This is a genomic window from Bradyrhizobium sp. Gha (assembly GCF_900113735.1).
Classification (GTDB): Bacteria; Pseudomonadota; Alphaproteobacteria; order Rhizobiales; family Xanthobacteraceae; genus Bradyrhizobium.
Window position 1 is genome coordinate 13,819 of sequence record NZ_FOQM01000021.1, and the last position, 25,584, is coordinate 39,402.

27 protein-coding genes are annotated in these 25,584 nt (G+C 62.8%); 16 read left to right on the forward strand and 11 right to left on the reverse strand.

Annotated features, from left to right (window positions below; translation table 11 throughout):
• The first annotated feature begins 47 nt into the window (after positions 1 to 47).
• From BM222_RS23435 to BM222_RS23445, 3 genes are all read left to right on the forward strand, one after another.
• Complete coding sequence (locus BM222_RS23435) at positions 48 to 419, forward strand: hypothetical protein (RefSeq protein WP_244547218.1); 372 nt, start codon at positions 48 to 50, stop codon at positions 417 to 419.
• Between the two features lie 541 nt (positions 420 to 960).
• Positions 961 to 2,109 carry an acyltransferase family protein gene (locus tag BM222_RS23440; protein WP_092232770.1) on the forward strand — a complete coding sequence of 383 codons (1,149 nt, stop codon included), beginning with the start codon at positions 961 to 963 and terminating at the stop codon, positions 2,107 to 2,109.
• 269 nt (positions 2,110 to 2,378) lie between these two features.
• Positions 2,379 to 2,762: a hypothetical protein gene (locus BM222_RS23445; RefSeq protein WP_143106019.1), complete on the forward strand. Its 384-nt coding sequence runs from the start codon at positions 2,379 to 2,381 to the stop codon at positions 2,760 to 2,762.
• Here the strand turns inward: BM222_RS23445 and BM222_RS41235 are convergent.
• Positions 2,747 to 3,100 (reverse strand): hypothetical protein, encoded by a 354-nt coding sequence (locus BM222_RS41235; protein ID WP_177243407.1) that lies wholly within the window; start codon positions 3,098 to 3,100, stop codon positions 2,747 to 2,749. The genes BM222_RS23445 and BM222_RS41235 overlap by 16 nt on opposite strands.
• Before the next feature lie 226 nt (positions 3,101 to 3,326).
• On the opposite strand from BM222_RS41235, the gene BM222_RS23450 reads away from it, so the two are divergent.
• Positions 3,327 to 3,521: a hypothetical protein gene (locus BM222_RS23450; protein ID WP_092232776.1), complete on the forward strand. Its 195-nt coding sequence runs from the start codon at positions 3,327 to 3,329 to the stop codon at positions 3,519 to 3,521.
• A gap of 14 nt (positions 3,522 to 3,535) precedes the next feature.
• On the opposite strand, the gene BM222_RS23455 is transcribed toward BM222_RS23450, so the two are convergent.
• Positions 3,536 to 4,714 carry an OpgC domain-containing protein gene (locus tag BM222_RS23455; protein WP_092232779.1) on the reverse strand — a complete coding sequence of 393 codons (1,179 nt, stop codon included), beginning with the start codon at positions 4,712 to 4,714 and terminating at the stop codon, positions 3,536 to 3,538.
• 255 nt (positions 4,715 to 4,969) lie between these two features.
• On the opposite strand from BM222_RS23455, the gene BM222_RS23460 reads away from it, so the two are divergent.
• Together BM222_RS23460 and BM222_RS23465 are read left to right on the forward strand one after the other, a co-directional pair.
• Positions 4,970 to 5,275, forward strand: coding sequence for an ETC complex I subunit (locus tag BM222_RS23460; protein ID WP_057754809.1), 306 nt, complete (start codon positions 4,970 to 4,972; stop codon positions 5,273 to 5,275).
• Between the two features lie 97 nt (positions 5,276 to 5,372).
• On the forward strand, positions 5,373 to 5,867 hold the full coding sequence (locus BM222_RS23465) for an Lrp/AsnC family transcriptional regulator (protein WP_092232782.1): 495 nt from the start codon (positions 5,373 to 5,375) through the stop codon (positions 5,865 to 5,867).
• A gap of 36 nt (positions 5,868 to 5,903) precedes the next feature.
• Here the strand turns inward: BM222_RS23465 and BM222_RS23470 are convergent, their stop codons facing one another.
• The gene (locus BM222_RS23470; RefSeq protein ID WP_092232785.1) at positions 5,904 to 6,932 is read right to left on the reverse strand and encodes an AraC family transcriptional regulator; all 1,029 of its coding nucleotides are present in this window, start codon (positions 6,930 to 6,932) and stop codon (positions 5,904 to 5,906) included.
• Positions 6,933 to 7,091: 159 nt separating this feature from the next.
• On the opposite strand from BM222_RS23470, the gene BM222_RS23475 reads away from it, so the two are divergent.
• From BM222_RS23475 to BM222_RS23490, 4 genes are read left to right on the forward strand one after another with little or no spacing between them, the layout of a single operon-like run.
• The gene (locus BM222_RS23475) at positions 7,092 to 8,219 is read left to right on the forward strand and encodes an isovaleryl-CoA dehydrogenase (RefSeq protein WP_092233080.1); all 1,128 of its coding nucleotides are present in this window, start codon (positions 7,092 to 7,094) and stop codon (positions 8,217 to 8,219) included.
• 41 nt (positions 8,220 to 8,260) lie between these two features.
• Complete coding sequence (locus tag BM222_RS23480; RefSeq protein ID WP_092232788.1) at positions 8,261 to 9,865, forward strand: carboxyl transferase domain-containing protein; 1,605 nt, start codon at positions 8,261 to 8,263, stop codon at positions 9,863 to 9,865.
• A gap of 4 nt (positions 9,866 to 9,869) precedes the next feature.
• Entirely contained in the window at positions 9,870 to 11,879 is a 2,010-nt protein-coding gene (locus BM222_RS23485) for an acetyl/propionyl/methylcrotonyl-CoA carboxylase subunit alpha (protein WP_177243409.1), read from the forward strand.
• Positions 11,876 to 12,787 carry a hydroxymethylglutaryl-CoA lyase gene (locus BM222_RS23490; RefSeq protein ID WP_092232794.1) on the forward strand — a complete coding sequence of 304 codons (912 nt, stop codon included), beginning with the start codon at positions 11,876 to 11,878 and terminating at the stop codon, positions 12,785 to 12,787. The genes BM222_RS23485 and BM222_RS23490 overlap by 4 nt, the downstream gene beginning before the upstream one ends.
• A gap of 141 nt (positions 12,788 to 12,928) precedes the next feature.
• Here the strand turns inward: BM222_RS23490 and BM222_RS23495 are convergent, their stop codons facing one another.
• Genes BM222_RS23495 through BM222_RS23505 form a run of 3 tightly spaced genes read right to left on the reverse strand, consistent with a single transcriptional unit; the run spans position 12,929 to position 15,857 of the window.
• Positions 12,929 to 14,287 (reverse strand): TRAP transporter large permease, encoded by a 1,359-nt coding sequence (locus BM222_RS23495; protein WP_092232797.1) that lies wholly within the window; start codon positions 14,285 to 14,287, stop codon positions 12,929 to 12,931.
• Positions 14,284 to 14,838 carry a TRAP transporter small permease gene (locus BM222_RS23500; RefSeq protein ID WP_092232802.1) on the reverse strand — a complete coding sequence of 185 codons (555 nt, stop codon included), beginning with the start codon at positions 14,836 to 14,838 and terminating at the stop codon, positions 14,284 to 14,286. The genes BM222_RS23495 and BM222_RS23500 overlap by 4 nt, the downstream gene beginning before the upstream one ends.
• A complete protein-coding gene (locus tag BM222_RS23505) occupies positions 14,835 to 15,857 on the reverse strand; it encodes a TRAP transporter substrate-binding protein (protein ID WP_092232805.1) in 1,023 nt (340 codons plus the stop codon). The genes BM222_RS23500 and BM222_RS23505 overlap by 4 nt, the downstream gene beginning before the upstream one ends.
• Before the next feature lie 346 nt (positions 15,858 to 16,203).
• Here BM222_RS23505 and BM222_RS23510 point away from each other — a divergent pair, with 346 nt between their 5' ends.
• On the forward strand, positions 16,204 to 16,446 hold the full coding sequence (locus BM222_RS23510; RefSeq protein ID WP_092232808.1) for a pentapeptide MXKDX repeat protein: 243 nt from the start codon (positions 16,204 to 16,206) through the stop codon (positions 16,444 to 16,446).
• Between the two features lie 116 nt (positions 16,447 to 16,562).
• Here the strand turns inward: BM222_RS23510 and BM222_RS23515 are convergent, their stop codons facing one another.
• The gene (locus BM222_RS23515) at positions 16,563 to 16,907 is read right to left on the reverse strand and encodes a DUF6481 family protein (RefSeq protein WP_092232811.1); all 345 of its coding nucleotides are present in this window, start codon (positions 16,905 to 16,907) and stop codon (positions 16,563 to 16,565) included.
• Positions 16,908 to 17,174: 267 nt separating this feature from the next.
• On the opposite strand from BM222_RS23515, the gene BM222_RS23520 reads away from it, so the two are divergent.
• From BM222_RS23520 to BM222_RS40175, 4 genes are all read left to right on the forward strand, one after another.
• Positions 17,175 to 17,414 (forward strand): hypothetical protein, encoded by a 240-nt coding sequence (locus tag BM222_RS23520; protein ID WP_092232814.1) that lies wholly within the window; start codon positions 17,175 to 17,177, stop codon positions 17,412 to 17,414.
• Positions 17,415 to 17,489: 75 nt separating this feature from the next.
• A complete protein-coding gene (locus tag BM222_RS23525; RefSeq protein ID WP_092232817.1) occupies positions 17,490 to 17,714 on the forward strand; it encodes a hypothetical protein in 225 nt (74 codons plus the stop codon).
• 172 nt (positions 17,715 to 17,886) lie between these two features.
• Complete coding sequence (locus tag BM222_RS23530) at positions 17,887 to 18,687, forward strand: hypothetical protein (RefSeq protein ID WP_092232821.1); 801 nt, start codon at positions 17,887 to 17,889, stop codon at positions 18,685 to 18,687.
• A 217-nt stretch (positions 18,688 to 18,904) separates the two neighbouring features.
• Positions 18,905 to 19,210 carry a hypothetical protein gene (locus tag BM222_RS40175; RefSeq protein ID WP_143106021.1) on the forward strand — a complete coding sequence of 102 codons (306 nt, stop codon included), beginning with the start codon at positions 18,905 to 18,907 and terminating at the stop codon, positions 19,208 to 19,210.
• A gap of 750 nt (positions 19,211 to 19,960) precedes the next feature.
• On the opposite strand, the gene BM222_RS23545 is transcribed toward BM222_RS40175, so the two are convergent.
• The 4 genes from BM222_RS23545 to BM222_RS23555 all read right to left on the reverse strand — a co-directional run bounded on the left by BM222_RS23545 (position 19,961) and on the right by BM222_RS23555 (position 22,057).
• Complete coding sequence (locus tag BM222_RS23545) at positions 19,961 to 20,173, reverse strand: hypothetical protein (protein WP_177243410.1); 213 nt, start codon at positions 20,171 to 20,173, stop codon at positions 19,961 to 19,963.
• Between the two features lie 299 nt (positions 20,174 to 20,472).
• Positions 20,473 to 20,646: a hypothetical protein gene (locus BM222_RS41240; RefSeq protein WP_177243411.1), complete on the reverse strand. Its 174-nt coding sequence runs from the start codon at positions 20,644 to 20,646 to the stop codon at positions 20,473 to 20,475.
• Between the two features lie 200 nt (positions 20,647 to 20,846).
• Positions 20,847 to 21,104: a hypothetical protein gene (locus tag BM222_RS43365; RefSeq protein ID WP_092232833.1), complete on the reverse strand. Its 258-nt coding sequence runs from the start codon at positions 21,102 to 21,104 to the stop codon at positions 20,847 to 20,849.
• A 704-nt stretch (positions 21,105 to 21,808) separates the two neighbouring features.
• Entirely contained in the window at positions 21,809 to 22,057 is a 249-nt protein-coding gene (locus tag BM222_RS23555; protein WP_092232836.1) for a DUF6894 family protein, read from the reverse strand.
• 1,017 nt (positions 22,058 to 23,074) lie between these two features.
• Between BM222_RS23555 and BM222_RS23565 the strand changes: the two genes are divergently transcribed.
• Complete coding sequence (locus tag BM222_RS23565; RefSeq protein WP_092232839.1) at positions 23,075 to 25,504, forward strand: tyrosine-type recombinase/integrase; 2,430 nt, start codon at positions 23,075 to 23,077, stop codon at positions 25,502 to 25,504.
• The last annotated feature ends 80 nt before the right edge of the window (positions 25,505 to 25,584 follow it).

Consider the following 25,584-nt stretch of genomic DNA (forward strand, 5'->3'; position numbering starts at 1 on the left):
GGACATTCCCGCCGGGAAAGCGGCAGATCCCACCCGTAAATTTCTCAATGATCAAATACTTTGTGCCGGTGCTCGGCTTGCTCTTGTCGGCGTGTTCAAGCCTTGGTCTTTGGCCGGACACATCCGCGACACCGCCCATCGCTGCGGCGGTGACCGGACCACCGAGCGAAGATGACGTCCAAAAGGGCGTTGAGAAGCTTGCGGTTGAGGCCAAACTCGTGAGGCCTGTGGAGATGTCGGCGCTTCGGAAGGCGGAGCACGGTCCCGGCGATTATTTTGTGTGCCTGAGAGAAGTTAATCCGCCTCCGGATCAGTCACGACGGACATATTCAGTGTTCTTCAATTCCGTCTATGTGGGCTCCCGCCTATCCGTCATCCTCGAAGCATGCGAGCAGCAGCAGTACACCTTGATGAACTGAGACCAAATCGGCCGCAGGAGTTGCCCTGAACAACTCTTGCGGTCCGGCCCAGCGACGTTCCGCACGATCGGCGCGGCATTGCGGTACGGCTTACAGCGGTACGCTTACATAAGGGTACGCCGGCGTGAACCGGGGAGGTCGCTATTGCGCAGGCTGGCCGCCACGCTCGTAGGGCGTGCGCGATTTGCTACGACGGCCGCGCTCAACTCGAACTTCGGCGGGCCGGAGGTTCTCGATCAGCACTTGCGCTGGTCGGTACTGATGTAAGGATTGCTCAGCAGCGCGGGATTGCGCCGGGAAAAGGCTGATGACGTTGCACCTCCTGGGAGTTAGGGCTTTCTTCAGGCCAGCAGCGGGAGGGCCACTGCAGTCGGGAGTAGGAAACCTGCCGGAGCGACACCCCAAGTGCTTTCAAGGGGCTTTGGCAGCTTCCCCTCTGGACGGCGCGCTCGACCCCGGCCATAAGCTTCTCCGCACGGAGAAATTGTGGTCGGTTGCATTTGATGACTATTGCCTGTGCCAGCGAGACCAACGGTAGAAAATGCGGAAGTTCAGTCTCGATCGCGGCAGTACGGACACATCTGTTGCCCTCGATGCCCTGAGGGCAATCGCGGCTCAAATGGTGTGTGTGGGGCACGGTCTCGTTTTCTTCAGCGTTGGCAACTGGCTCAAGCCACCGGCGTCTCCCTATATCCAAAACGTCGGCGTCCTGTTGTTTTTTGTCATGTCCGGTTTTTGGATAACCGCGACGCTGATCACCAACGCGGCTCGCCCGGAATACAGTTTCTTTGACTACTTCATCGATCGTTTCGCGCGCATCTATTCCGCGCTCATCCCCGCTCTTGTTCTCATCATCGTGGTGGACGCGGTCACGATCTGGCTCACCGGCGAGATCACCATAGAACGCAACTACAATCTGAAAACATTTGTCGCAAATCTCGCGATGCTCGAAGGTTATCGCGGCATTTATGGACCGTCTCATTTGCAATGGGCAACGTTCGGATCAGCAGCCCCGTTTTGGACGCTCGCGATCGAGTGGCACATTTACATGCTGGTGGGCGCCGTATTTTTTCTGCTCAAAGGGCGTGGACCCTGGCTCCTTCTGATTCCCGTGGCGCTCTTTTTTGGCCAAACGCCTTTTCACCTTCTTTTCGGTGCGTTTCAGGAGGACGGTGGCGGAACTGGGTTGTTCGCGCTCTGGCTCGGTGGCGCTGCTCTCTATTTGTTTTTTCGCTGCTATGTGCCGCCGGCCTTTTTATCGGTGCTGGCGCTGTTCGCCGCCGGCGCCGCTTACTTCTGGATGGTCACACCGGGTCGCGAGTACAACATGGCGACCTACTTCGCTCTGGTCGCAGTCATAGGATCCATCATCGCCATCACGCAGTGGACGAACGAGGCCGGATCAGTGCGTGTGGTCAGGATCGCAGCAGATTATTCGTTCACCCTTTATCTGATACATCACACAATCATGGCCGCGATCATGACGACGATGCCAAGTGCGCGTGGTCCGGCTTGGTTTTGGACTGCCGTAGTATCATCGAACATCGTGGCGTACCTTCTCGCCCGACCGTTCGAAATGCGGCACAAGGAATTGGCTCGCTGGCTGCGCTCCTTTGGCAGGACAACGACGAGAACAAACAAAAAATGGACGGCTTCGAACAGCTCGGCTCCTAACCACGACACGCTGTAGCTCGTCTCATTCCGCACCGCGAAGCCAGCTGGATTGCAAGTCGCCGGTCACGTCGACGGCTTCAACATAGCGACCGTCATCGGTTGAAGCTGACCCAGCCAGTGGACGGCCGGGCGTCGGTGGAGCTGTTTGAGCCGGCCGATACCCCGGCGCTGCTGGAGATGAATAGCCGGTGAACACACCTGTCCTGCGCCAAAATCGAGTGCCTTCCGAGGAAACCGACAGGAGCTTTACAGCGTTGGTTCCTGCAAGCCATGGGAGACGTGAACATGCCACTGACCAGCGCCGCAGCCGCGGCAATCCTTGCCCTCCAGCTCGGGACGCCCGCAGCGATCCAGAGCGAATCATCCGCCATCCAAAGCGACACCCCGATCGTGCAGGTTGGGTACTGCGGAAACGGCTATGACATCGACATCTACGGCCACTGTTACCCGAACGGGGTGATACCTCCGCAATATCAGGCCGCGCGACGATACGGTCGACATGGACGGTACGGCGCTTATGCCGGTCCCGTTCCTTGCGGCAATGGCGCCGATATCGATAGCCGAGACGGCCAATGCTACCCGACAGGCACGGTGCCGCCCCAGTTTCAGCAAGGACGGCAGGGCTACTATTATGGCCGTCCACGCCGCGGTTACTACGACGAAGATTGACCTCGCCCCGCGTCACCGTTGCCCGGCACAATGCCTAAACGGACGTTTGCCAGGCGATGATATTCCGCTTGCGCGGCGTTGCGCTGTTTCCGGCGGCGAATCAATTCGATGCGTACCAGCCGCGTGGAAACGGTAGAAACGGCCACGCCAACCGATTGTCGTTCGCGGCTCTGGCCGGCCCCTGAACGGACGTCGTGACGACCGGAACAGGCGGCGTTGAGCGCACCGCCAAGCGCAGATATGCGCACTGCAAATTCATTGTGGTTGCCCCGGCCAGCAAGTCTTTTCAAAATGCAATTTCGATCGAAATTGCCCGCATCCCAAGACGGCACGCTCATACTCAATTCACGCGTGCATCCTAGAAAGGTCGGCGCTGCCTTTCAAGCGGCCTCACGGCTTACCCACCAGGGGTAAGGTTGATTGGTTAGGTTAAAGCCGATCGGTTATTGCAGCGACCCCAGCAGCTGTGATCAAAACTCGCTTCCGGCTCGCGACGGGCTGCTGCAAATCATGCTCACAGAAGGTCACAGTCGTCGCGGCGATCGTATTTGTGAGTTCTGCGTCATGTCCTTCGATGGCGACGTCCGCACCGACAATCCACAGTCGAACTGGGCCGAGATCTGGCACCTCTGGACCGTGATCGTGCCGCGCCGCTCGATCAACGGGCAGCTCGTCTATGGCAAGGTCTGGCGCCGTCACGACGGGCGCGACTGGATCTACAAGAAATTCACCGAATATGACGGCGAGGCTGCGGCCTGAGCCGCCAACATGGCTCAGGCGGCCTTTGCAGGCGGAGCGGCCACTGGCTTTGCCGGCGGTGGCTTCAGCGGCTTGTCCTGCCGCTTCGACCAGGAGATGTAATAGGCGACCGTCGTCATGATCGCGATGCCGGCGATGGACACGAAGAGCTGCGCGAACAGCGAGCCCGAGCTCATCGACAGCTCGAAATGGCCGACGAAGGACAGGAATACGCCGACGCAGAACACCGCGAGCGATTGCTGGCCGCACACGATCACCGGATCGAAGATCTTCCACTCCAGCCCCGGCCAGTCCTTCGGCAGGAAACGGATCACCAGGATCACGATGACCACGAAGTGGATGAAGCGGTAGGGCGCGAGGTTGGTCTTATCGTTGGGGTTGAAGGCCGAGAACAGCCATTCCGGCATCATGCCGCCAAGGGCCGGGAAGCGACCCGCCATGGTCATGACCAGTGCGAACGCCAGATAGCCGAAGCAAAGCCATATGGTGATCGGTGAATTGATCAGCCGGCCGGAGCGGCGCGCGCCGCCCATCGCACACCAGGCGCCGAACACGAACAGCACCTGCCAGCAATAGGGGTTGAAGTACCACTGGCCGGCCGGATAGGCGTTCAGGTTCAGGCCGAAGTGACGCGCGGTCAGCCACAGGACGATGGACAGCACCATCGTCAGGTCGGGCTTGCGCAGCATGAACCACAGCACCGGCGGAAACAGTCCCATCAGCACGATGTAGAGCGGCAGCACGTCGAGATTGAGCGGCTTGAAGCGCAGGAACAGGCCCTGGCGCAGCGTCTCGGTGGCATTGTCGACGAGACCGGCGACGTTGAACTCGTTGATCATCTCGGAATCGCCGAAGCGCAGCGCCAGATAGCTGATCGAGGCGATGTAGATGACAAACAGGATGATGTGGGCGACGTAGAGCTGCCAGACCCGCTTGGTCAGGCGCGTCGCCCCGACGATGAAGCCGCGCTCCAGCATCATTCGCGCATAGACGAACGACGCCGTGTAGCCGGAGATGAAGACGAACAGGTCAGCCGCGTCGGAAAAGCCGTAATTGCGTGTCGTGATCCAGTTCACGACATTGTCAGGGATGTGGTCGAGGAAGATCGCCCAGTTGGCGATGCCGCGAAACAGGTCGAGCCTGAGGTCACGGCCCTTCTCGGGGAGCGTGGCGTTGATGTTCAGGAAGGCCATGCGACGGGAGCTTTCGAAGGAGGCGGGTACACTGAGATCGGCGAAGCTGGGCCGCCTGGCGGGATCCCCGGGCGGAGGGCGGGTACGCAATTGTCACAGTGCAGCATAATGACTATACCCGAGGGTGCGAAAGCCGGGGCCCCGGAATCACCGATCAGTTCCCGAAAGGTGTCTCTATACTATGCCCGCGCTTTCCACCAATCGCTACCGTGACGCATTGAAATCGAACGAAAAGACGAAGAGGCCGGACCGCCAATGACCGCACGCATTTTCAAGCCCGCCAAGAACGCGATGCAATCCGGCCGGTCCAAGACCAAGGAATGGCAGCTCGACTACGAGCCGGAGCAGCCGCGCGCGGTCGAGCCGCTGATGGGCTGGACCTCGTCCGGCGACATGAAGCAGCAGATCACGCTGCGCTTCCACACCAAGGACGAGGCGGTTGCCTATTGCGAGCGCAAGGGGATTGCCTACCAGGTGATCGAGCCCAAGGAATCCCTGCACCGCCAGGTCGCGTATGCGGACAATTTCTCGTTCCGGCGCGGCGAGCCCTGGACACACTGAGAGGCTTTCCTTTCGGTCGCCTCGCGGGAGAGCACTTGGCACCCCTTCCGCCGCGTGCTTCGCTGGTCCGCATGACACGACCATGACGAGGTGGGGGATGGCCGCGCGACACCAGCTCGACGGCGTCGATCTGAAGATCTTATCCGAACTCCAGCAGGACGGGCGCGTCCGCAACAACGAGCTGGCGCTGCGCGTCGGCGTGTCCGCGCCGAACTGCCTGCGGCGGTTGAAGTCGCTGTTCAGCCGCGGCGTGATCCGTGCGGTGCGGGCCGTGATCGACGAGCGGCTGCTCGGCTACGAGGTGGTGTCGTTCGTCTCGATCCAGCTCGGCAGCCAGGCCCAGCCGGTGCTCGAGGCATTCGAGGGTTCGATCGCGGCGATCCCGCGCATCCAGCAGTGCTGGCGCATTTCGGGCGACACCGACTATCTGCTCAGATGCGTGGCGCCCAGCGTCGAGAGCATGCGGCAGCAGCTGTTGCATTTCGCCGCCATGCCCAACGTGAAGAACGTCCGCAGCTTTCCCGTGCTGGGGGTCGCCAAGGACGTGCCGCTGCCGGTGCAGGAGATCGCTGCGGCGGCGCCGGCAGGATGAGGGTGTTCGCGTCGAAGTTCGGCTGCCAGCGGGCCTCTAGCGGTACCGGCCGCGAAACTCGCGCGGGCTGGCGCCGGTCCAGGTCCGGAAGGCCCGCGAGAAGCTTTTTTCGTTGCGGAAGCCGGCGATCTCCGCGATCCGCTTGATCGGGGTGCGACCGCGCATCAGCTCCTGCTTGGCGAGCTCGAGCTTGGCTTCCTCCTTCAGATCGCGCAGCGAGGTTGCCTCCTCGCGCAGACGGCGGTGCATGGTGCGGGTGGAAAGGGCGAGCTCGCTGGCGACGTCGTCTGCGCCCAAAATGCGTCCGCGCGCCTCGCGCAGCACGCGCCTGACGCGCTCGACCAGCAATCGATCGCGCCGATAGGGCAGCACGGTCAGGCGCAGCGCGCCCTTGAGCATGTTGTCGAGATCGGCGGCACTGCGGGCCAGCGGCAGCGAGAGATAATGCTTGTCGAACACGATGCGGGCCGCCTCCGCATCGAAGCGGACATGCTTGCAGAAGATGGTCGGGTAGACCGAGACATGGACCGGCTCGGAATAGGGAAATTCCGCCGCGCGCAGTGCGATCGCGGAATCCACGGCCCAGCAGGAGAAGCCGAGCACGTAGCGGAGCTGGGTGACGAGACAGAATTCGCGCAAAGCTCCGAGATCGCGCTGCTCGTGAAGGGAGATGGTCGCCGTCTCGCCGCTGACCCCAAGCTCGAACAGCACGTCTTCCGTCAGCAGGCGGTGATGCCGGCACCAGCGCTTCAGCGCGACCTCGAGCGTGGGCGCGGTGATGGAGGCGCGGCACAGCATGCCGTAGGTGCCCCACGGCAGCCTGCGCGAGAACCAGCCGAGCGCCTCGTCATCGAGCTCGCGCATGGCGTGGCCGGCGAGCGCCTCGAACTGTGCCGCCGTGACCCGTCCGTCGGGCGATCCGACGAGGTCGGGCAGGACCTGGCCTTTGCTCAGCGCCTCGGCCGGGTCCCGCCCGTAGCGGACATAGGCCGCGACCACACCCCGCACAAAGGCTGCGGGCGTCATGGCACGGCGGGGCGTGGCGGTCGCGGCTTGGAAAGGCATCGCAAATCCTTTGGAAAATCCTCGCCAAAGTTGGCGGAAAATGCAACCTTTTCGACCGCCAGAACGCCCCGGCGGGGGTAGGTTCGAGCCCGACAAGATCTAGGAGGAATCGCCTTGAACATCCCGAGCATCGATTTCGATCTGGGCGAAGACATCAGCATGCTGCGCGACACGTTGCGCGCCTTCGTGGAGGCCGAGATCGCCCCGCGCGCCGCGGACATCGAGAAGGCCAATCTGTTCCCGGCCGATCTCTGGAAGCGGTTCGGCGAGCTTGGTCTGCTCGGCATGACCGCGCCGGAGCAATATGGCGGCTCCAACATGGGCTATCTCGCCCATATCGTCGCCATGGAGGAGATTTCGCGCGGATCGGCCGCGGTCGGGCTGTCCTACGGCGCGCATTCCAACCTCTGCGTCAACCAGATCCGCCGCAACGGCAGTGACGCGCAGCGCCAGCGCTATCTGCCGAAGCTGATCTCCGGCGAGCACGTCGGGGCGCTTGCGATGTCCGAGCCCGGCGCCGGCTCCGACGTCGTCTCGATGAAGCTGCGCGCCGACAAGCGCGGCGACCGCTATGTGCTGAACGGCTCGAAGATGTGGATCACCAATGGCGGCGACGCCGACGTGCTGGTGGTCTACGCCAAGACCGATCCCGAGGCGGGCCCGCGCGGCATGACGGCGTTCCTGATCGAGAAGGGCTTCAAGGGCTTCACCCACGGCCAGCATCTCGACAAGCTCGGCATGCGCGGCTCCAACACCTATCCGCTGTTCTTCGACGACTGCGAGGTGCCGGCGGAGAACGTGCTGGGCAAGGTGGGCGAGGGCGTCAAGGTGCTGATGTCCGGCCTCGACTATGAGCGCGCGGTGCTCTCGGGCGGCCCGCTCGGCATCATGGCGGCGTGCATGGATGCGGTGGTGCCCTACTTGCACGAGCGCAAACAGTTCGGCCAGCCGATCGGCGACTTCCAGCTGATGCAGGGCAAGCTCGCCGACATGTATGCGACCTGGCAGGCCACGCGCGCCTATGTCTATGCGGTGGGCCGCGCCTGTGACCGTGCCGATCATGCACGCACGCTGCGCAAGGATTCCGCCGCCGCAATCCTCTATTCCGCGGAGAAGGCGACGTGGATGGCGGGCGAAGCGATCCAGGCGCTGGGCGGCGTCGGCTATACGTCCGAATTTCCGGTCGGCCGTCTCTGGCGCGACGCCAAGCTCTACGAGATCGGGGCGGGCACGTCCGAGGTGCGCCGCATGCTGATCGGCCGCGAGCTGATGTCGGAAACCGCTTAGATCCTCAACGCCAACCAATTCACAGCCAAACGCGGGACCCCATGCCGCTGCATTCCAGCATCGATCCATCGTCATCCGATTTCGCGCGCAACGCCGATGCCATGCGCGCACTCGTCGCGGACTTGCGCGAAAAACTCGGCCAGGTTGCCGGTGGCGGCGGCGAGGCCTCGCGCAACCGCCATACCGCCCGCGGCAAGATGCTGGCGCGCGAGCGCGTCGACCTGCTGGTTGATCCCGGGACCTCGTTCCTGGAGCTGTCGCCGCTGGCGGCCCACGGCCTGTATGGCGGCGACGTGCATTCGGCGAGCATCGTCACCGGGGTGGGGCGCATCTCGGGCCGCGAATGCGTCATCGTCGCCAACGACGCCACCATCAAGGGCGGCACCTATTACCCCATGACCGTGAAGAAGCATCTGCGCGCCCAGGACATTGCGCGGCAGAACAATCTGCCCTGCGTCTACATGGTCGATTCCGGCGGTGCTTTCCTGCCCCTGCAGGACGAGATCTTTCCGGACGAGCGGCATTTCGGCCGCATCTTCTACAACCAGGCGCAGATGTCGTCGCTAGGAATCCCGCAGATCGCCATCGTGATGGGCTCCTGCACCGCCGGCGGCGCCTATGTGCCTGCGATGTCGGACGAAAGCATCATCGTGCGCAATCAGGGCACCATCTTCCTCGGCGGCCCGCCACTGGTGAAGGCCGCGACCGGCGAGGTCGTCAGCGCGGAAGAGCTCGGCGGCGCCGACGTGCACTCGCGGCAATCCGGCGTGACCGATCACTACGCCCAGAACGACGCGCACGCGATCGGGATCGCCCGTCGCATCGTCGGGACATTGAAGCCGCAGGCCAGGCCGAACCTCAACATGCACAAGCCGCGCGATCCGCTGTTCGCGGCCGAGGAGATTTACGGCGTGGTGCCCGTCGACGGCCGCAAGCCGTTCGACGTGCGCGACATCATCGCCCGCGTCGTCGACGGTTCCGAGTTCGACGAGTTCAAGAAGCTGTACGGCACGACGCTGGTCTGCGGCTTCGCCCATGTGTGGGGCTATCCGGTGGGCATCATCGCCAACAACGGCATTCTCTTCAGTGAGAGCTCGCTGAAGGGCGCGCATTTCATCGAGCTGTGCTGCCAACGCGGCATTCCGCTGGTGTTTCTACAGAACATCACCGGTTTCATGGTCGGCAAGAAATACGAGGCCGGGGGCATCGCGCGCGACGGCGCCAAGCTGGTGACGGCGGTCGCAACCGCCTCGGTGCCGAAGTTCACCGTGGTGATCGGTGGCTCCTACGGCGCCGGCAATTACGGCATGTGCGGCCGTGCCTACTCGCCGCGCTTCCTCTGGATGTGGCCGAACGCGCGCATCTCGGTGATGGGCGGCGAGCAGGCATCCATGGTGCTGAGCCAGGTCCGCCGCGACAACATCGAGGCCAATGGCGACAGCTGGTCGAAGGAAGCGGAGGAAAAATTTCGCGAGCCCATTCGCGCGCAATACGAGAGCCAGGGGCATCCGTACTACGCGACCGCGCGCCTTTGGGACGACGGCGTGATCGACCCGGCCGACACGCGCCTCGTGCTCGGCCTCGGCCTTTCGGCGGCTTCGAATGCGCCGATCGAGCCGACCAAGTTCGGCCTATTCAGGATGTGATGCGATGGACCGTTCAAAGCTCTACCGCCGTTTCCGCACGCTCCTGATCGCCAACCGCGGCGAGATCGCCTGCCGTGTCATCCGCACCGCCCGGGCGATGGGCCTGCGCACAGTCGCCGTCTATTCCGAGGCCGACCGCGACGCTCTCCATGTCGAGATGGCCGACGAAGCCGTCCTGATCGGCCCGCCCGCCGCGGCCGAGAGCTATCTGGTGATCGAGAAGATCGTCGAGGCATGTAGGAAGACCGGCGCCGAGGCCGTGCATCCCGGCTACGGCTTCCTGTCGGAGAATGCCGAATTCGCGCAGGCCTGCTTTGATGCGGGCCTGGTCTTCGTCGGCCCGACCGCCGAGATGATGACTGCGATGGGGTCGAAGTCGGGCTCGAAAGCGCTGATGGAGAAGGCCGGCGTGCCGCTGGTGCCGGGCTATCACGGCGAGGCCCAGGACGATGCGACCTTGTCGAAGGCCGCCGACAAGATCGGGTTTCCCATTCTGGTGAAGGCATCCGCCGGTGGCGGCGGCCGCGGCATGCGCATCGTGCGCTCGGCGGCTGAGCTTGCGCCTGCGATCGTCAGTGCCAAGCGCGAGGCCAAGGCTGCGTTCGGCGACGACCGCATGCTGATCGAGAAATATGTCGACAATCCCCGGCATATCGAGGTGCAGATCATCGGCGACAGCCACGGCAATCTCCTGTCGTTGTTCGAGCGCGAATGCACCTTGCAGCGGCGGCACCAGAAGGTGATCGAGGAGGCGCCGTCGCCGACGCTCAATGCCGCGCAGCGCGAGACGGTCTGCGCCGCTGCGCGAAAGGCGGCGGGCGCGGTCAACTATGTCGGTGCTGGCACCATCGAATTCGTCTCCGACGGCAAGGACGTGTTCTTCATCGAAATGAACACACGTCTCCAGGTCGAGCACCCCGTGACCGAGTTGATCACGGGCATCGACCTCGTCGAGTGGCAGCTGCGCGTCGCCTTCGGCGAGGCGCTGCCGCTGAAGCAGGACGAGATCAGGCTCAACGGCCACGCCGTCGAGGCGCGCGTCTACGCCGAGAGCCCGACCAAGAACTTCATGCCGTCGGTCGGCAAGATATCGACATGGCGGCTACCGGCGGAGACCGGCGGCTTGCGCATCGACGCCGGCTATCGCGAAGGCGATACGGTCTCGCCGTATTACGACGCCATGCTGGCCAAGATGATCGCGTGGGCGCCGACGCGCGATGTCGCGATCGACCGGCTCAACCGCGGGCTGGAGGACTCCGATGTCCGCGGCATCGTCACCAACATCCCGTTCCTGTCGGCACTGATCACGCATCCGAAGGTGCGAGCCAATGCGATCGACACGGGCTTCATCGAGCGCGAGCTGACGGGCTTGACACAGGCCTCGCCGGCGCCCGGTGAGCTCGAGCTTTGCGCGGCAGTGGCTGCGATCGTCAATGAAGAACGGCAGGTTGCGCAAAGCGAGCCAAGCTCGCCCTGGCAGACCTTTGGCTGGCAGCCGGTCGGCCGCCGCCAGCGCAGCTTTGCCTTCCGCGTCGGGCACGGGCCCGAGCAGAAGATCGCGCTGAACTACGGCCATGGGTTGTCGACGCTGGTCATCGGCGATCGCGAGCTGGCGTTCACCGTTGCGCCAAAGCACGGCGGCTTTGATCTGACGCTGGATGGCGTCAAAACCTCGGTCGCGGCGGTGATCTGCGGGCACGAGCTATATCTGCGCACGCGCAATGGCCGTTTCGATCTGCACTGGGTCGATCCGTTCGGCGGCGAGACCGAGGAGCAGACCGGCGCGGACAAGATCGCAGCTCCACTGCCGGGCACCGTCGTCGCCGTGCTGGCCGAGGAGGGCGCAAAGCTCGACAAGGGCGCGCCGATCCTCACCCTGGAAGTGATGAAGATGGAGCAGACGCTGCGCGCGCCTTATGCGGGCGTGCTGACGTCCATCAAATGCAAGGTCGGTGACATCGTCCAGGAAGGTGTCGAGCTCGCCGTGGTCGAGCCGTCGGGGGGAGTGACATGAGCGATCCCGTCCGCATCATCGAGATGGGGCCCCGCGATGGCCTCCAGAACGAAAAGACATCGGTCAGCGTCGCGGCCCGCATCGCCTTCATCGAGGCGCTGGTCGCAGCCGGGCTCGATACCGTCGAGGTCGGCGCCTTCGTCTCGCCCAAGGCGATCCCGCAGATGGCAAGTTCGGATGCCGTGCTGCGCGGCGTTGCCCACGTGAGCGGCGCCGAATTCCATGTGCTGGTGCCGAACGAGAAGGGTTACGACGCGGCGCGAGCCGCCGGCGCCAAGGTGGTTTCGGTGTTCGCGGCGGCCTCCGAGGGCTTCTCGCGAGCCAACATCAACTGCACAGTCGCGGAGTCCATCGAGCGGTTCAAGCCGGTGCTGGCGCGCGCCAAGACTGACGGGGTGAAGGTGCGCGGCTATATCTCCTGCGTGCTCGGCTGTCCGTTCGACGGCGAGATCAGACCGAAGGCGGTCGCCGACCTTGCTGTTACGCTGTGGGATCTTGGCTGCTACGAAATTTCACTCGGCGACACCATCGGCGTCGGCACACCTGACAAGGCCAAGGAGATGCTGCGCGCGGTTGCCGCCAACATTCCTGCGGCGAAGCTTGCGATGCATTTCCACGACACCTACGGCCAGGCGCTCGCCAATCTCTACGCCGGGCTGGAGGAGGGGGTCCGGGTCATCGATGCCGCCGCGGGCGGGCTCGGCGGCTGTCCCTATGCACCGGGGGCGACGGGGAATGTTGCGACCGAGGATGTCGTTTATATGCTCGAGGGCATGGGGGTGAAGACTGGCATCGACATGGAGAAGCTGCTGGCCGCGACCAATGCGATGGCCAGCGTGCTTGGCAAATCGCCTGTGAGCCGGGTGGCGACGGCACTGAACGCGAAGAAGAAGCGGGCTGCGTCCTAGTCCTCCGTCATTGCGAGCCAACGGGTCCGCGCGAAGCGCGGCCCGATGACAGGCTCCGCGAAGCAATCCAGAGTCTTTCCGCGGCGGGATTGTGGATTTGCTTCGTCGCAAGAGCTCCTCGCAATGACGGTGTTTGTGGCTCTACCGGCTCCCGTCCGGCCCCATCACCAGGTCCGGCAGCCAGGTCGAGATCTCCGGCACCAGGCACAGCAGCAACACCGCGCCCATCATCAAGAGCACGAACGGCAGCGTGCCCCAGATCACCTCGCTCAGCGAAATATCAGGCGCGACGTTGCGGATGACGAAGATGTTGAGGCCGACGGGGGGATGGATCAGGCCCATCTCCATGACGATGGTCATGACCACGCCGAACCAGATGATGTCGAAATTGGCGGCGCGTAACGGCGGCAGGATGATCGGCGCGGTCATGAGAATGATCGAGACCGGCGGCAGGAAGAAGCCGAGCACGACCACCATGACGAGGATCGCGAACAGCAGCCCCCAGCGCGGCAGGTGCATCGCGACGACGGATTCGGCTGCCGATTGCGAGATGTGCAGATAGCTCATCACGTAGGAATAGAGCAGCGACATGCCGATGATCATCATCAGCATGGTCGATTCCCGGATCGTCGATTTCATGATGGGCGCAAGGTCGCTTGGTCGCCATACGCCGTAGATCGCCGCGATCAGGCCCAAGGCGAGAAGCCCGCCGAGGCCGGCCGTCTCCGACGGTGTGGCGTAACCGCCGTAGAGTGCAGCCATGACGCCGGTGAGCAGCAGCACGAACGGCATCACGCGCGGCAGCACGTTGAAGCGTTCGGCGAGCGTGTACTCGTCACGGGTGAGGATGGCCGCTTCCGGCCCCCCTTTTTTGTAAGCGGCTTCGGCTGCGGCATATTCCTGCCGGAAGCGGAGCACGGCGTAGCCGCCGAACAGCGAGACCAGCAACAGGCCGGGGCCGATGCCGGCCAGGAACAACCGTCCCAGCGACTTTTCAGCAGCGACCGCAAACAGGATCATGGTGATCGACGGCGGCAGCAGGATGCCGAGCGTGCCGCCGGCGGCAATGATGCCGGCGGCAAAGCCGCCGGAATAGCCGCGCTTGCGCATCTCGGGGATGCCGGCCGAGCCGATCGCCGAGCAGGTCGCTGGGCTCGAGCCCGCCATGGCCGCAAACAGCGCACAGGCGAACACGTTGGCGACGCCCAGGCCTCCGGGCACGCGATGCAGCCAGGCGTGCAGGGCAGAATAGAGGTCCTGGCCGGCGCGCGATTTGCCGATCGCAGCGCCCTTCAGGATGAAGAGCGGAATCGACAGCAATGTGATCGAGGCCATTTCCTCGTAGACATTCTGCGTCACCGTGTCGAGCGAGGCCGAGGGCATGTAGATGCCCATGAACACGACCGCGACCGCGCCGAGCGCGAACGCGATGGGCATGCCCGAGAACATCACGACCAGTGTCGCGATGCCGTAGGCGATACCGATGCCGAAAACGCTCATGGACGCCTGGCTCCCGCGAAAGGCAGCGCCAGCTGCACGAGGATCTGGATGCAAAGGAGGCTCATGCCGAGCGCCATCAGGGAATAGGGAATGGCGAGCGGCGGCGACCACATCGAGTTGGAGACCTGGCCGTCGACGTAAGCTTCATGCGTCAGCGTCCAGGATTTCCAGGTGAAGAACGCGCAGAACAGGAACGTCACGGCATCGACCAACCAGAGCCTGATCCTGTTCGCCTGCGGTGACAGCAGGCCGACAAAGGCCTCGATGCCGATATGGCCGCGGTTCTGCTGCACGTACGCCGCCGTCATGAAGGTGGCGCCGACCAGCAGGAACACGGCGGCCTCGTCCTGCCAGTAATTGGCGGCCTTGAACAGCGCGCGGCTGAGCACGCTGTAGCTCAGGATGGCGCAGGCCGCGACCAGCGCAAGCGCTGCAAACACGAGGATGATGCGGTTGAGGGCGGCGAGGCCGCGATCAAGCGCTGCCGCAAGGTCGGTCCGTGCGGCAGCATTGGCCCGATCGTCACGATCCGGGAGAGGGCCGTGGCTCATGCAGCGACGTCGGAGGCGAGCTTGAGCAATTTCGCAGCGGTCGCAGTCTTGGCGCCGTAATCCTTCCATGCGGTGTCGCGGGCGATGTCGCGCCATTTGCCGACGGTGGCGGCATCGAGCGCGCTCACCTTGGCGCCGGCCTTCTCATAGACCTTGGCGACCTCGACGTCGTCATCCTGCGCGCCCTTGCGGCCGAACGCTTCGAGCTCTTCACCGACGGCGACGAGGATGTCCTGCTGGTTCTTCGGCAGCTTGTCGAAGATCGCCTTCGACATCATCAACGGTTCGAGCATGAACCAGTAGGAGGCGCCGGCGCCCGAGGTAAGGGACTTCGCCACCTCTTCGAGGCGGAACGAGATCAGGCTGGTGGAGGAGGTGATGCCGGCGTCGCACGCGCCGGTCTGCATCGCCGCATAGATTTCATTGGAGGGCACCGACAGCACCGAGGCGCCGGCGGTCTGCAGCACCATGTCCATCTCGCGCGAGCCGCCGCGCACCTTCATGCCCTTGGCGTCTTCCGGCGCCACGATCGGCTTGGAGCGGCTGGCGACGCCGCCGGCCTGCCAGACCCAGCTCAGGAGGATGATGCCCTTGTCGGCAAGGAAGTCCGCCAGCGCCTTGCCGACCGGCTCCTTCTTCCAGCGCATGCCCTGGTCGTAGGTGGTGACGAGGCCCGGCATCAGGCCGATATTGGTCTCCGGCAATTCGCCGCCGGCATAGGGCATCGGATACAGCGAGATGTCGAGCGCGCCCTTGCGCATCGCGGAGAACTGCGCGTTGGTCTTGATCAGCGAGGAGTTCGGATAGATCTCGGCTGCGATGTCGCCATTGCTGCGCTTGCCGACTTCGGCGGCGAACATGCGGCAGAGCCGATCGCGGAAATCGCCCTTGTCGATGGTGCCGCCCGGGAATTGGTGCGAGATTTTCAGCGTGGTAGCGGCGCGCGCCGTACCGATGCCGAAACGGAGAATGGCGGGTGCAGCGACGGCGGTCGCGATCAAATGGCGGCGCGTGAACATGGATGATCCCCTTGAGCGGTTCTTCGAGCGGTTCTTGTTTGACGTGATCTGGGCGGGTCATGAGACCGGCGTGAGGGCCCATCCTAGCCGGTCTTCGACGTCGAGTTCTCTCAATCTGATAGTTCGAGACCGAATGCCGCGGCAAGGGCTGGACTTGCTGCGTTGCACACGCTGAGCCTCGCTGTTTCAATCGTCGACCTACGTCTTGGGCGAGGATCGCGCGAGACGCGCCCCACGACATCCGAAAAAATTGACAGCCTCGCGTAACAAGTACGCGCGTCGATCCGTCGAGATTGTGTAGCGGCACACGTCGCTGACAAACACCATCTCGAAGGGATTATTTCGCATGACCATTCGCACCCGCATCGTGCTCGGCGTTTCGGCCGCCGCTCTCTCGCTCGGCCTCGCGCTGTCGCCGGCCGCCTTCGCTCAGGACAAGATGGGCAAGGACGACGGCATGATGAAGAAGGATACGATGTCCAAGGACGGAATGAAGAAAGACACCATGTCCAAGGGCGACGGCATGAAGAAGGACACGATGTCGAAAGACGGGATGAAAAAAGACGACGGGATGATGAAGAAGAACTGATCTTCCACCGGCGTCGTCGCGTTTGCCGAAGGCAGGCGCTTACGAACGTTCCGGGGCGGTCATGTCGGCCGCCCCGAACGTGACGTCTCGGTTCAAATTCAATTGAACGTGACGCGTTACTTCCGCTTGGCCTTGCGCGCGGCGTAGCGGGCGTCGCGTTTGGCCTTCTGCTCGGCTTCCAGCTCAGCCTGCCTGGCGATTGCTTCTTCCGCCTCCCGGGCGATCCGCGCCGCCTCCGCGGCAGCAGCTTCTTCCGCGATGCGCTTCTGCTCGGCCTTTTCAGCCTCGCGCGCAGCCTTTACCTCGGCGCGCTTGGCCGCAAGCGCCTCGCGCTCGGCACGACGTGCCGCGACCGCTGGATCGTCGTGCCCCGGCTGCGACTTGAATTTGTTCAAAAGATTTTTGCGTGCTTCCTGAGCGGCCTTTTGCCGGTCGGAGAATCCTGGTTCCCTGAAACTCATCTAACGAACCTTGTCATCCTCGCTTTCGATCCTACATCACTGCTGTTGGTACGTCGGCTGGGCACAAGCAGGCGCCACGCGACGCAGAAGCGTGTACATCGCCGCGCGCCGCGAAGCCACCCATAATCGCAGCCGATCAGGTCAACGAAATCGCTTATCCCAGCCGATCCTTCGTAGCCCGGAAAAACTGCCGAATTGTGATGCCCCTCATAGGGGCAGCCAGCGGCGGCGCCTAGCGTCCGCCCCAATACGAGACGGAGCACGGGTATGACTTTTTTCCGGCTGAGCCTGAAGGCCCTTGCAATCATGGCTGCGGCAGCGGTTCTCACCGGTGCGGTGCTGTTGGCCGCCCGCCCACAACCGATCGACAGCACGGTTCTCGGGGCTGCATGGGAGTGCACCCAGACGGCCTTCATCCTGACGAGCTGCGCGCCGCGCACTCAGCACGCCGCCCCGGCGGTCGAGACCCTGCGCAAGGAAGCGCTGAGGCGTCCGGCCAGCGGGTGAGCGGCGAGGGATCGCGCGGGATGTGACGCGTGGCCGCAGAGCTGGTAAACCGCCTCACCAAGCGATAGCGTCACCATGTCCGAGCCCGAATCCAAGCCTTCTAAGCATTCCAAGTCCAATCCTTCGCCAAGGCCGCAGTCCGGCGACAGCCGTCGTGGCGCGATCGCGGGCCTGATCATCGCTGCGGTCATTCTTGCCGTCGGCTTGTGGCTCGCCCGGGACCTCACTGCCGCCAGCAAGATGCAGGATTGCCTGATGTCGGGGCGCAGCAATTGCAATGTGATCGAGCCGGCACGCTAGACCTGCCTCGGTTCGCAGGGCCAAAAAATTGCCGCGATCTCAAACGCCTGCTGCGGGACCTAGCCGACTTCGGCAGGTCAGTTATGTCAGCCGGCACCGGCCGGGCGCGATCCGAATCGTCTATGCGCGCTCGGGCCACGGCGATTTGCGAAAGTTGAGGGGGTAGGCACCAATGAGTGCGTCCAGCCGCATGAAGATCATTATTCCCATGGTTTCGGCCACATCGTTGCTGGCGTTGTCCGCGCAAGCGCAGGAGGCAGCGCCGCCGAAGGGAGCTGGCCAGCCGGCAGGGCAGGATGCCGGTGCGCCGGCTCCGGCCATGCGCAAAGGCCCTCCGCCGCAGGCAGGGCGGACCGGGCCTCAGTCCGGCGGGCAGGCCCATGTGGCTCCTGCACCCGGAGCAGCTCCCGGCCCGCACGGCCCCGGCCCGCGCACAACTGGTGGCCCAGCCCCGGGACCACACCGCTCCATGGCTCGCGGTCCGGCCCCCATGCACGATTGGGGCGGTCACTCTTATCGCGGCAATCTGGCCTGGAACGGCGGACGCTGGCGCCACGAGGTCCACAACGGCCGCGCCGGCTGGTGGTGGGACGTCGGCGGCGTCTGGTACTATTATCCGCAGCGGATGGAGGGCCCGCCTGCCTACATCTCCGAAGACTATATCGATGACGTGCCGGTAGCCTATGCGCCGCCGGGACCGCCGGTCGCCTACGAACCTCCGCCGCCTCCACCGCCGCCGGCGGATCCGGGCGCCAGTGCGCTGGGCGGAGCCATCGTCGGCGGTCTGCTTGGTGGCCTGATTTCCGGCAACGCCTCGGGCGCGGCCGCAGGCGCCGTGATCGGCGGTGCGACCGGCGCAATCGCCGGCGCCACGGCCGCGTCGCGCCCCGGCTACTATCTGGCCCAGGGCAATTGCTATTACCGCTATCCGAGCGGCCAGTATGTGCAGACCGATCCGCGCGCCTGCTACTGAACCTCTCTCGAGCAAGAGCCGATATGAACGATGAATGGGGCGGGCCCGGTGCCCGCCTCGTTGCGTTGGGCGCGGTTCAGCGAACGAACCCGAACCCGGTTGTGATGCATTTCACGGCAACGAACCCTGGTCTCACTGCTTTGTGCGCGCGGCGTTTAGAACGATCGCGCGGCGGCGCGTTTAGCCCCTCTACGAGCAACGATCAGAGGACTATTTCATGAAACTCGCAGCGATCACCCTGGGGCTTGCGTTGGCCGTTTCGTCGACGGCTGCTTTCGCACAGAGTGCCGGCGGCTCTGCTGGCGGCGGTGCTTCGGCAGGCGCGTCCCCGGGCGGTGTCGGGACGTCCGGCGGCGTGTCATCAGGCGCCGGCGGAACGACGACCGGGACAGGGACGGGCGGCGCAACCGGCGCCACAGGCGGGATGAACACGACGATCAACCCGTCCGGCAATACCTTGTTGCCAAGCGGACAAAATCCGTCACAACCGGCGACGGGGCCGAACAACTCGACGGGTCGCTAAGGCTCGCCGGACCGAGTACGCAAAATACGAAGACCGGCCCGATCGATTCCGTCGCGGCCGGTCTTCGCGTATCGGCCAACCTGATCGAAGGGGAGCTCACACAGCTCTCTTTCCGCGCAATTCCATTCCGGTAACATCGTGTTGGGTTGCGGGCAGGCCCGACTTTCGTCCTCCGCAATCATACGGACGAAATTGCCACGCACTTGTCCTTATCGGCCGGCTAAAATTGGCCGCATGTGTACGACCTACGACCCAGAGCACGAGGCGGAGGCTGCGATGAAGCGCGCCGCAGCATCCGAAGGTCCCGACCGGCAGCGGCTGATCGAGTTGGCGTTGGCTTGGCATCAACTCGCGCGCGATCGTCGCGAAACGAGCGGACGCGCTGATGTTCGCCTGACAGAAAACACCGCGCGGTTCGGGCCTGGTCGCCGGCCATGAGAAAGCCCCGCGCTCGCTGGACGAGCACGGGGCCTTCAAAGCCGACCGGGGGCTGGCGGGTCGGCACCACTCTATTTCGTCGCAGACAACATCGCGGCCGTGATCTTGTTCCGCGCGGCCGTCGCATTTCGTGCGCGCCGGATCAGGCCCAGGCTCATATTGTGGAATGCATGAACAATCCACGCGCGCGCAACGCGGCGTTAAGATTTGCGCGGTGCTGCCTTGTGCGGCTGCGATTCGTGCTTTGGGAACGGAGCGGAGTCGGACCGTGAACAAACGAATCGTCGCCCGTTCAAGGTCAGCTCTCGAGCATTATTCTATCGCAGAGGGCGATCGCTTCTGATGGCCTCGATGGGCCCACGCATGAACTGCCGAGGCGAGTTGGCGCTGGCTCATGGCGACCTCCGCAATCGAGGCCTCCGCCACCTCGATCCGCTTTGCGATCACGCCTGAGTTGACGTCCACGAACGCGTCGAGTGCCACAAACAACGTCGCGACGATCGCGATCGCACAGGCGATTCCCATTTTCGCTAGCTCGGCTCGCGGCATCGGTTGTCCGTCATCCTGGGCGCAATTCGCCCGCCGCCGATAGATAGGGCGAATCTGTCTGCTTCAAAGCCGACGCCGAGGGTTACCCACGCGTTCGTGAGAGATTACAGATTCATGATGAACGCCGGCGCATGGCCACTACCGTTACTCTGACGGCGTTGTTGTGGTGGTATTTCCAAAAGTAAGGCCGCCTCAGTTGGCGGCCTGTGCCTTCGGTGGCGATCGCCGGTTATTGCAAGCCGCGCGTCGCCCCGCTCAAAGTCAGCTCGCTTGCGTTAGCCAGGCGGAAGGTAACCGCCCTTCGGCAGCTGCTTCACCGTTTCAAGATTCTTATCGATCGCCGCAAACAGCTTGTCGAACGTACCCGCTGGAACAGTGAGGGTCGGAGAACCTCCCGAAACTGCTTCCAGCTCGGCGGCTGACAGTTCATGAGCGCTCAGCGTCTTCATCTGCGTTCTTCCTGTTCTGTGTATGGCTTGATTGCCATCGGATGCAGGATGTACGCGCTCCCAGCGATGGCCGCTGTGACGCGCGTCACGTTGCCACCGTGTTCCGATATCCCATCGCAGGAACGACAGCACCGCGGCTTCGGCGGTCGCTGGAAGGTGAACCAGGGCTGACGCTCAAATCTCGACGCTGGATATCCTTGTCAGTACCAGTCGCGGTTGTTTTGGAAGCATGCCTGCTTGCCCCGGTCCCAGATAAAGTCTCGGCCGCCGCAGGGTGGACGGGGACGAGAGGTCGCTGGGCATTCGTTCCGAACCTTGGCTCCCGTGCCCCAGCCGTCGACGACACATGCTCCACCGCTCGTCCTGTAACAGCCCTCGCCACAACCACCCGCCGCATGTGCTTCGCCAGCAAAGACAGTAAGGGCCGTCACAAGCATCGCCAACTGAATACTCTTCATTGCTGTGCTCCGTCGGAAGACGACGTCCAGAATGCACCATTATTGAGACGTTCGAAAGCGGGCACTTTCGAGCCAGGTTGGTTACGGGTTACGGCTCTCTAAAGAGAGCCGAACCGTAACGTAACTCCGTAACCCGCCTGAACCCGTAACCGTAACGTAACCCGAACCGTACCCCGTAAGTGAGGGAGGCTTCTCGCCGCTTGCACCGGTGGCTGGCGCGCGCCTTGATCTGATAAAGGAGCGTCTGGATGCGCCTCCGTCCGGCTCTTAGTCCTGCGAGCGCGCGTCAGGCTCGCCTGTTGGGCGATCAAGGGAAGCCTCTGGCTCGCGAAGCTCTACAGCGTCTTGATGCCGGAGGAGCATCGTTGAAAGCAGGGGCGCTGCCGGGCTCGAAATCCCTGTCCCCCCGGCAGCGTCCTGGTTTTCAAGACTGGGCACTGAAATCCCAGTCCCTTTCGAATATGCAATGGTCATGCCACAGGTTTGTGACATGCTGCCGTGCCTCTAAGGAGGTACCTCTTCCTCGTTCATGGTGACCAGGATACGTTGGCCATCGGCGGTGTTGTTCGTACTGATGCTTCGGCCCTGTCCGACACACCATGACCGAAGCCGGTTGAACTATTGACGGCCCCAGTTCGCCTTCTGACTGGGGCCTTCTTTTTCGTCCCTCGCACGCCGCGACATTGGCCCAGAGATATTCAAAGTCAGTTTACTCCGCGTTGCGTGACCGAAAAGTTGACAACTAGGAAGGTCTGCCCGCCTATTCCAGGGCTGTCGGTCACCTCAACCCGCCAGTTAAGGTCGTGCCACAATGGTCCCTCTGGTCCATCGTTGAGAATTTGACTGCTCAATTCGATCGCTGCTGCTTGTGCAGCGGCGATGTCCGGGAGTTCCAGCCCTACATCATCGAAGACCGATATGCCGTCGTGAACGTGGAAGAAGAAACGGGTCATCCGCACGCCCCTCCCCAAGAGACGCCAGCGAGAGCGCGCACGATCTGCACGCCAATGTGCGCGTCGGTAAAATAGACCGCGGGAGGAAGGCGGAGAACGCTCTTTCGAGGAAGATGGAATGGCTCTTTGGAGGTACGTTTCTGGTGAGAGCCCGGGACGGCGGAATTTCATCTTGTCGAGCGCATCTGATTTCACGCGCATGCGATACGGCCGTTCTCGTCTCAAAATCGGGTGCCGCTGCTGTCCGCCTCTTGCACCAACTTAATCCATTGGCGACGACCGCCGCGGCTCGCGGGGTTTACTCGGGCGAGCCTTTTGATTGCCTCCCTCGAAGTCGGGCCGGACATCGGCACCGCGGCTACCACAGCCCTGGCAGACGAACCGCGGCTCGAGGTCTGACAGCCGCATGTCGTCGAACCAGGGATCAGCGTCTAGAACAACATGATGGCTGCAGTGGCAATAGACCAGGATGCCGCGCAGCCCCATCTCACGCATTCGCCGAAGGTGATCTTCAGTGGGCGGCCGTCAGCGTGCGGGCTGAATGGTGCGTTTGGCGAGGCATGCCGCGATCAAAGCGGCATTGTAAGTAGCTCGCAAATTATCGATTCCTAGCGGCTCAGAACGGTTATGACGGTCATCGAACAGTTGTTCGGGAATAAGTAGAGTTTCGTCAAGCACTGCTGTTGCGGACTCAGGCAAGCCCGTCGGAGGTGAAAACGTGAGTGGCGATCCCGGCAGAAAGGCCAGAGGCATTATTCGCCAATGACTTAGGGCGACTAACAGCACTTCAAGCGCTTCGCGCCGTTCAAGGACTTCTCGCGCGAGTGACTAACGCGCTTCAGGCCTCCACGCCGACACCCGCCAATGACACTCCAGCCCGCAGAGAGCCTCGCAGGCAAGCCCGTTCCCCCCCCGGCATGCCCGTAGCCCCCTATCCCGAAAAACTCACCGGCAGGCCGCGTAGCGCCCCCGCGCGCGCCCCCGCACCTATATTCATGGGGACGAAAGGGCACAACCATGGCTAAGCGCAAACCCAAACCCATCCGCAAGACCGCCGATGGTCGGCCGATTCATTCTGGCAAAAAATACCTGTTGCCCGATCGTCGATATCGTATCGACTGCCGCTCTACTGGCGGGGGCCGAGTAATATTCGAGACCGAGGCGGAGGCAGACGCCGCGCTAGAGGAAAACGCTGCGAAGAAATCCAAGGGTGAGTTTCGCGCTAGCAAGCGTTCGCCGACCTTCGGCGACGCCCTCGATCTGATGGATGCGCGCAACAAACGGGAAGGTCTGTTAGAGGCTTCGAAACGTGGCGTCGAGAGCACCGTGCGTATGCTTCGCAAGCGGTTTGGCAAATTGACGTTCGCGGAGCTAATGGCGACTCGCCTGAAGCCGATGAAGGACTGGCTTCTTGAGGAGCGCAGCGAACGTGACGCCGCCCAGGGGACGCTTTCTGGCTACAAGAGCGTTATCAGTTTGGCGTGCGATGAGGCACTCGACGCTGGGTTAATTGAGCTTAATCCGGTCAAGGCGTTCGGGCTGAAGGTGCCGCAGAAGCGCAAAAAAGAGCGCCCGCTGCTCACATTGGAAGAGATTTCAGCCTTGGTCCGCGCCGTGTTGACGCGCGATGCGAGGGACCGGGTTGACATTACCTTTTCCTCCCGTGCGGTCATGGTCTTTCTCGCGTTGTTCACTCCGTGGCGTGATGAAGAGATTTGCGGATTGTGCTGGGATCAGGTCGAACTGCCCGCCCGCAGGCTTCGTATTTCCCGTGTCGTGCGCCGCCACGAGGGGCTGGTTGACGATACCAAAACCGGCCCAAGCGGTAAGCGTTGGATGCCGCTATCGCCGATCACGGTCGAAGTGATCGAAGTGCACAAGGAGCGGCTGAAGTCGCGAGGGTATCCGGTCGAGGGCCACAATCCAGTGCTGGTCCCGGGGCGCTTGTCGTTGTCGAAGGGAGGGACTTTCACCACGAACGCGATTGTCCAAACCCATTGGCCTGCGATTTGCGATAAAGCTGGCTTCACCATGCCTGATGGCAGCCGCAAGCATAGCTTTTACGTCCTCCGCCACGTGGCGGCCAACATGCTGGAAACTCTGGGGATGCGCCAAGGTGATCTGAAGCGTCTTGGCGGCTGGGCGACCTACAAAACGTTCCAAGAGAACTACGAGCACGACGCGCAATTCTATGACGTTTTGCGCCGCGAGGTCGAAGCGCTAGCGCGCCGCGAGCCGAGGCTCAACCTCGACCTGCGTACGCCAGAAGGCATGATTGATGGGCTTGGCTACGTGTTCGGCATACGCTGGCAAAAAGAAGGTATCAACGTGAAATGGGCACCGCCGCGACCGAAAGCCGCGTCACCGCTCGAAGCTGCCCTGATCGGCGAAGACGGCGCTGACCCGGTACCGTTGTTGATCTCAGGGCCGACTATCGAGCTGGCACCGAACCGCGATACCGCTGTGCTCGCGGTCGGCAATGGCAAGTCGGTGGTCGAGCAAGCTCGGTTGTGGCAGATCGAGCGTGCAAAGGAGATGTTCGCGCAGGGTCGCCCCAAATCCGTCATTGCCGCTAAACTGGGTGTCGATCATAACACCGTCGGGATGTGGATGCGGGAGGCTGAGATCACGCACAAGCGCGGGAGGCAAGGGACCACCGTGTTGGAGGTCCAGAAGCGAGAACTCTTGGAGCTACACGTCAATCATCCGGAGTTGGGAGTCACCGAACTCGCAAAAGCGACCGGGATGCGGCCCGGTCGGGTGACACACTGGCTGCGCAAGAGCGGCGCGTCGCCAGCACTACGGAAGATGCCAGACTACAAGCTTGGTAAGGATGAAGCCCGCATCCTCGCGATGGTCGAGCAGGGGAAAACCCTCAGGCAGATGGCGAAGGTATTGGGCGTTTCGTTCAGCGCCATTGCGTTATTTCTGAAGAAGCGGGGCCTGAAGACCAAAAACCGCAGCCACGGCCAGTTCGTCGATCAATACGATGCTGACATCCAGCGTCTGGTCGCGGGGGGTAAAAAGGGCGGCCGGGAAATTACCAAAGAGCTACCGGCTGTCTCTGCCAGCGGAATCAACAGACGGATTAAGAAGCTCGGGCTGAAGACCGAACTCAACGGCCACAGGGGTGGCTACAGGGGCAGGGGCGAGCGTATCGATCAGTACGACGCGGACATCCGCCGCATGCTCGCACAGGGCAAAGACGCCGCCCAAATCGCGCGGGAACTGCACACCGTCTCTCACGGCGGAGTTTTCAAGTATATCAAGCGATTAGGCCTAAACACCTCTGCCGATCGGCGCGCAAATTCCGCTTGCGCCAGAGGGAAAAAACTAGCGGAAGCGCAGAGACTTAAGAACGGTTCTGGCACGGATATTGGCACACATAGAGAACTGAACGGCAAAAAACCCAGTAAAATCAGTGGCGAGACGCCTCTAACCCCGTAAGTTGGGCGTGGTTCCACGGTTTGCGAAAACCCCTATTTTTATAGGGGTTTTGACGTTTTGCCAGTGCGCAAAATTGACCT

Bases quoted from the DNA above. Each gene is read 5' to 3' on its own strand.
- BM222_RS23435 (WP_244547218.1), top strand. From the start codon at position 48: ATGATCAAATACTTTGTGCCGGTGCTCGGCTTGCTCTTGTCGGCGTGT.
- BM222_RS23440 (WP_092232770.1), top strand. From the start codon at position 961: ATGCGGAAGTTCAGTCTCGATCGCGGCAGTACGGACACATCTGTTGCC.
- BM222_RS23445 (WP_143106019.1), top strand. From the start codon at position 2,379: ATGCCACTGACCAGCGCCGCAGCCGCGGCAATCCTTGCCCTCCAGCTC.
- BM222_RS41235 (WP_177243407.1), bottom strand. From the start codon at position 3,100: ATGAGCGTGCCGTCTTGGGATGCGGGCAATTTCGATCGAAATTGCATT.
- BM222_RS23450 (WP_092232776.1), top strand. From the start codon at position 3,327: ATGTCCTTCGATGGCGACGTCCGCACCGACAATCCACAGTCGAACTGG.
- BM222_RS23455 (WP_092232779.1), bottom strand. From the start codon at position 4,714: ATGGCCTTCCTGAACATCAACGCCACGCTCCCCGAGAAGGGCCGTGAC.
- BM222_RS23460 (WP_057754809.1), top strand. From the start codon at position 4,970: ATGACCGCACGCATTTTCAAGCCCGCCAAGAACGCGATGCAATCCGGC.
- BM222_RS23465 (WP_092232782.1), top strand. From the start codon at position 5,373: ATGGCCGCGCGACACCAGCTCGACGGCGTCGATCTGAAGATCTTATCC.
- BM222_RS23470 (WP_092232785.1), bottom strand. From the start codon at position 6,932: ATGCCTTTCCAAGCCGCGACCGCCACGCCCCGCCGTGCCATGACGCCC.
- BM222_RS23475 (WP_092233080.1), top strand. From the start codon at position 7,092: ATGCTGCGCGACACGTTGCGCGCCTTCGTGGAGGCCGAGATCGCCCCG.
- BM222_RS23480 (WP_092232788.1), top strand. From the start codon at position 8,261: ATGCCGCTGCATTCCAGCATCGATCCATCGTCATCCGATTTCGCGCGC.
- BM222_RS23485 (WP_177243409.1), top strand. From the start codon at position 9,870: ATGGACCGTTCAAAGCTCTACCGCCGTTTCCGCACGCTCCTGATCGCC.
- BM222_RS23490 (WP_092232794.1), top strand. From the start codon at position 11,876: ATGAGCGATCCCGTCCGCATCATCGAGATGGGGCCCCGCGATGGCCTC.
- BM222_RS23495 (WP_092232797.1), bottom strand. From the start codon at position 14,287: ATGAGCGTTTTCGGCATCGGTATCGCCTACGGCATCGCGACACTGGTC.
- BM222_RS23500 (WP_092232802.1), bottom strand. From the start codon at position 14,838: ATGAGCCACGGCCCTCTCCCGGATCGTGACGATCGGGCCAATGCTGCC.
- BM222_RS23505 (WP_092232805.1), bottom strand. From the start codon at position 15,857: ATGTTCACGCGCCGCCATTTGATCGCGACCGCCGTCGCTGCACCCGCC.
- BM222_RS23510 (WP_092232808.1), top strand. From the start codon at position 16,204: ATGACCATTCGCACCCGCATCGTGCTCGGCGTTTCGGCCGCCGCTCTC.
- BM222_RS23515 (WP_092232811.1), bottom strand. From the start codon at position 16,907: ATGAGTTTCAGGGAACCAGGATTCTCCGACCGGCAAAAGGCCGCTCAG.
- BM222_RS23520 (WP_092232814.1), top strand. From the start codon at position 17,175: ATGACTTTTTTCCGGCTGAGCCTGAAGGCCCTTGCAATCATGGCTGCG.
- BM222_RS23525 (WP_092232817.1), top strand. From the start codon at position 17,490: ATGTCCGAGCCCGAATCCAAGCCTTCTAAGCATTCCAAGTCCAATCCT.
- BM222_RS23530 (WP_092232821.1), top strand. From the start codon at position 17,887: ATGAGTGCGTCCAGCCGCATGAAGATCATTATTCCCATGGTTTCGGCC.
- BM222_RS40175 (WP_143106021.1), top strand. From the start codon at position 18,905: ATGAAACTCGCAGCGATCACCCTGGGGCTTGCGTTGGCCGTTTCGTCG.
- BM222_RS23545 (WP_177243410.1), bottom strand. From the start codon at position 20,173: ATGGGAATCGCCTGTGCGATCGCGATCGTCGCGACGTTGTTTGTGGCA.
- BM222_RS41240 (WP_177243411.1), bottom strand. From the start codon at position 20,646: ATGAAGACGCTGAGCGCTCATGAACTGTCAGCCGCCGAGCTGGAAGCA.
- BM222_RS43365 (WP_092232833.1), bottom strand. From the start codon at position 21,104: ATGAAGAGTATTCAGTTGGCGATGCTTGTGACGGCCCTTACTGTCTTT.
- BM222_RS23555 (WP_092232836.1), bottom strand. From the start codon at position 22,057: ATGACCCGTTTCTTCTTCCACGTTCACGACGGCATATCGGTCTTCGAT.
- BM222_RS23565 (WP_092232839.1), top strand. From the start codon at position 23,075: ATGGCTAAGCGCAAACCCAAACCCATCCGCAAGACCGCCGATGGTCGG.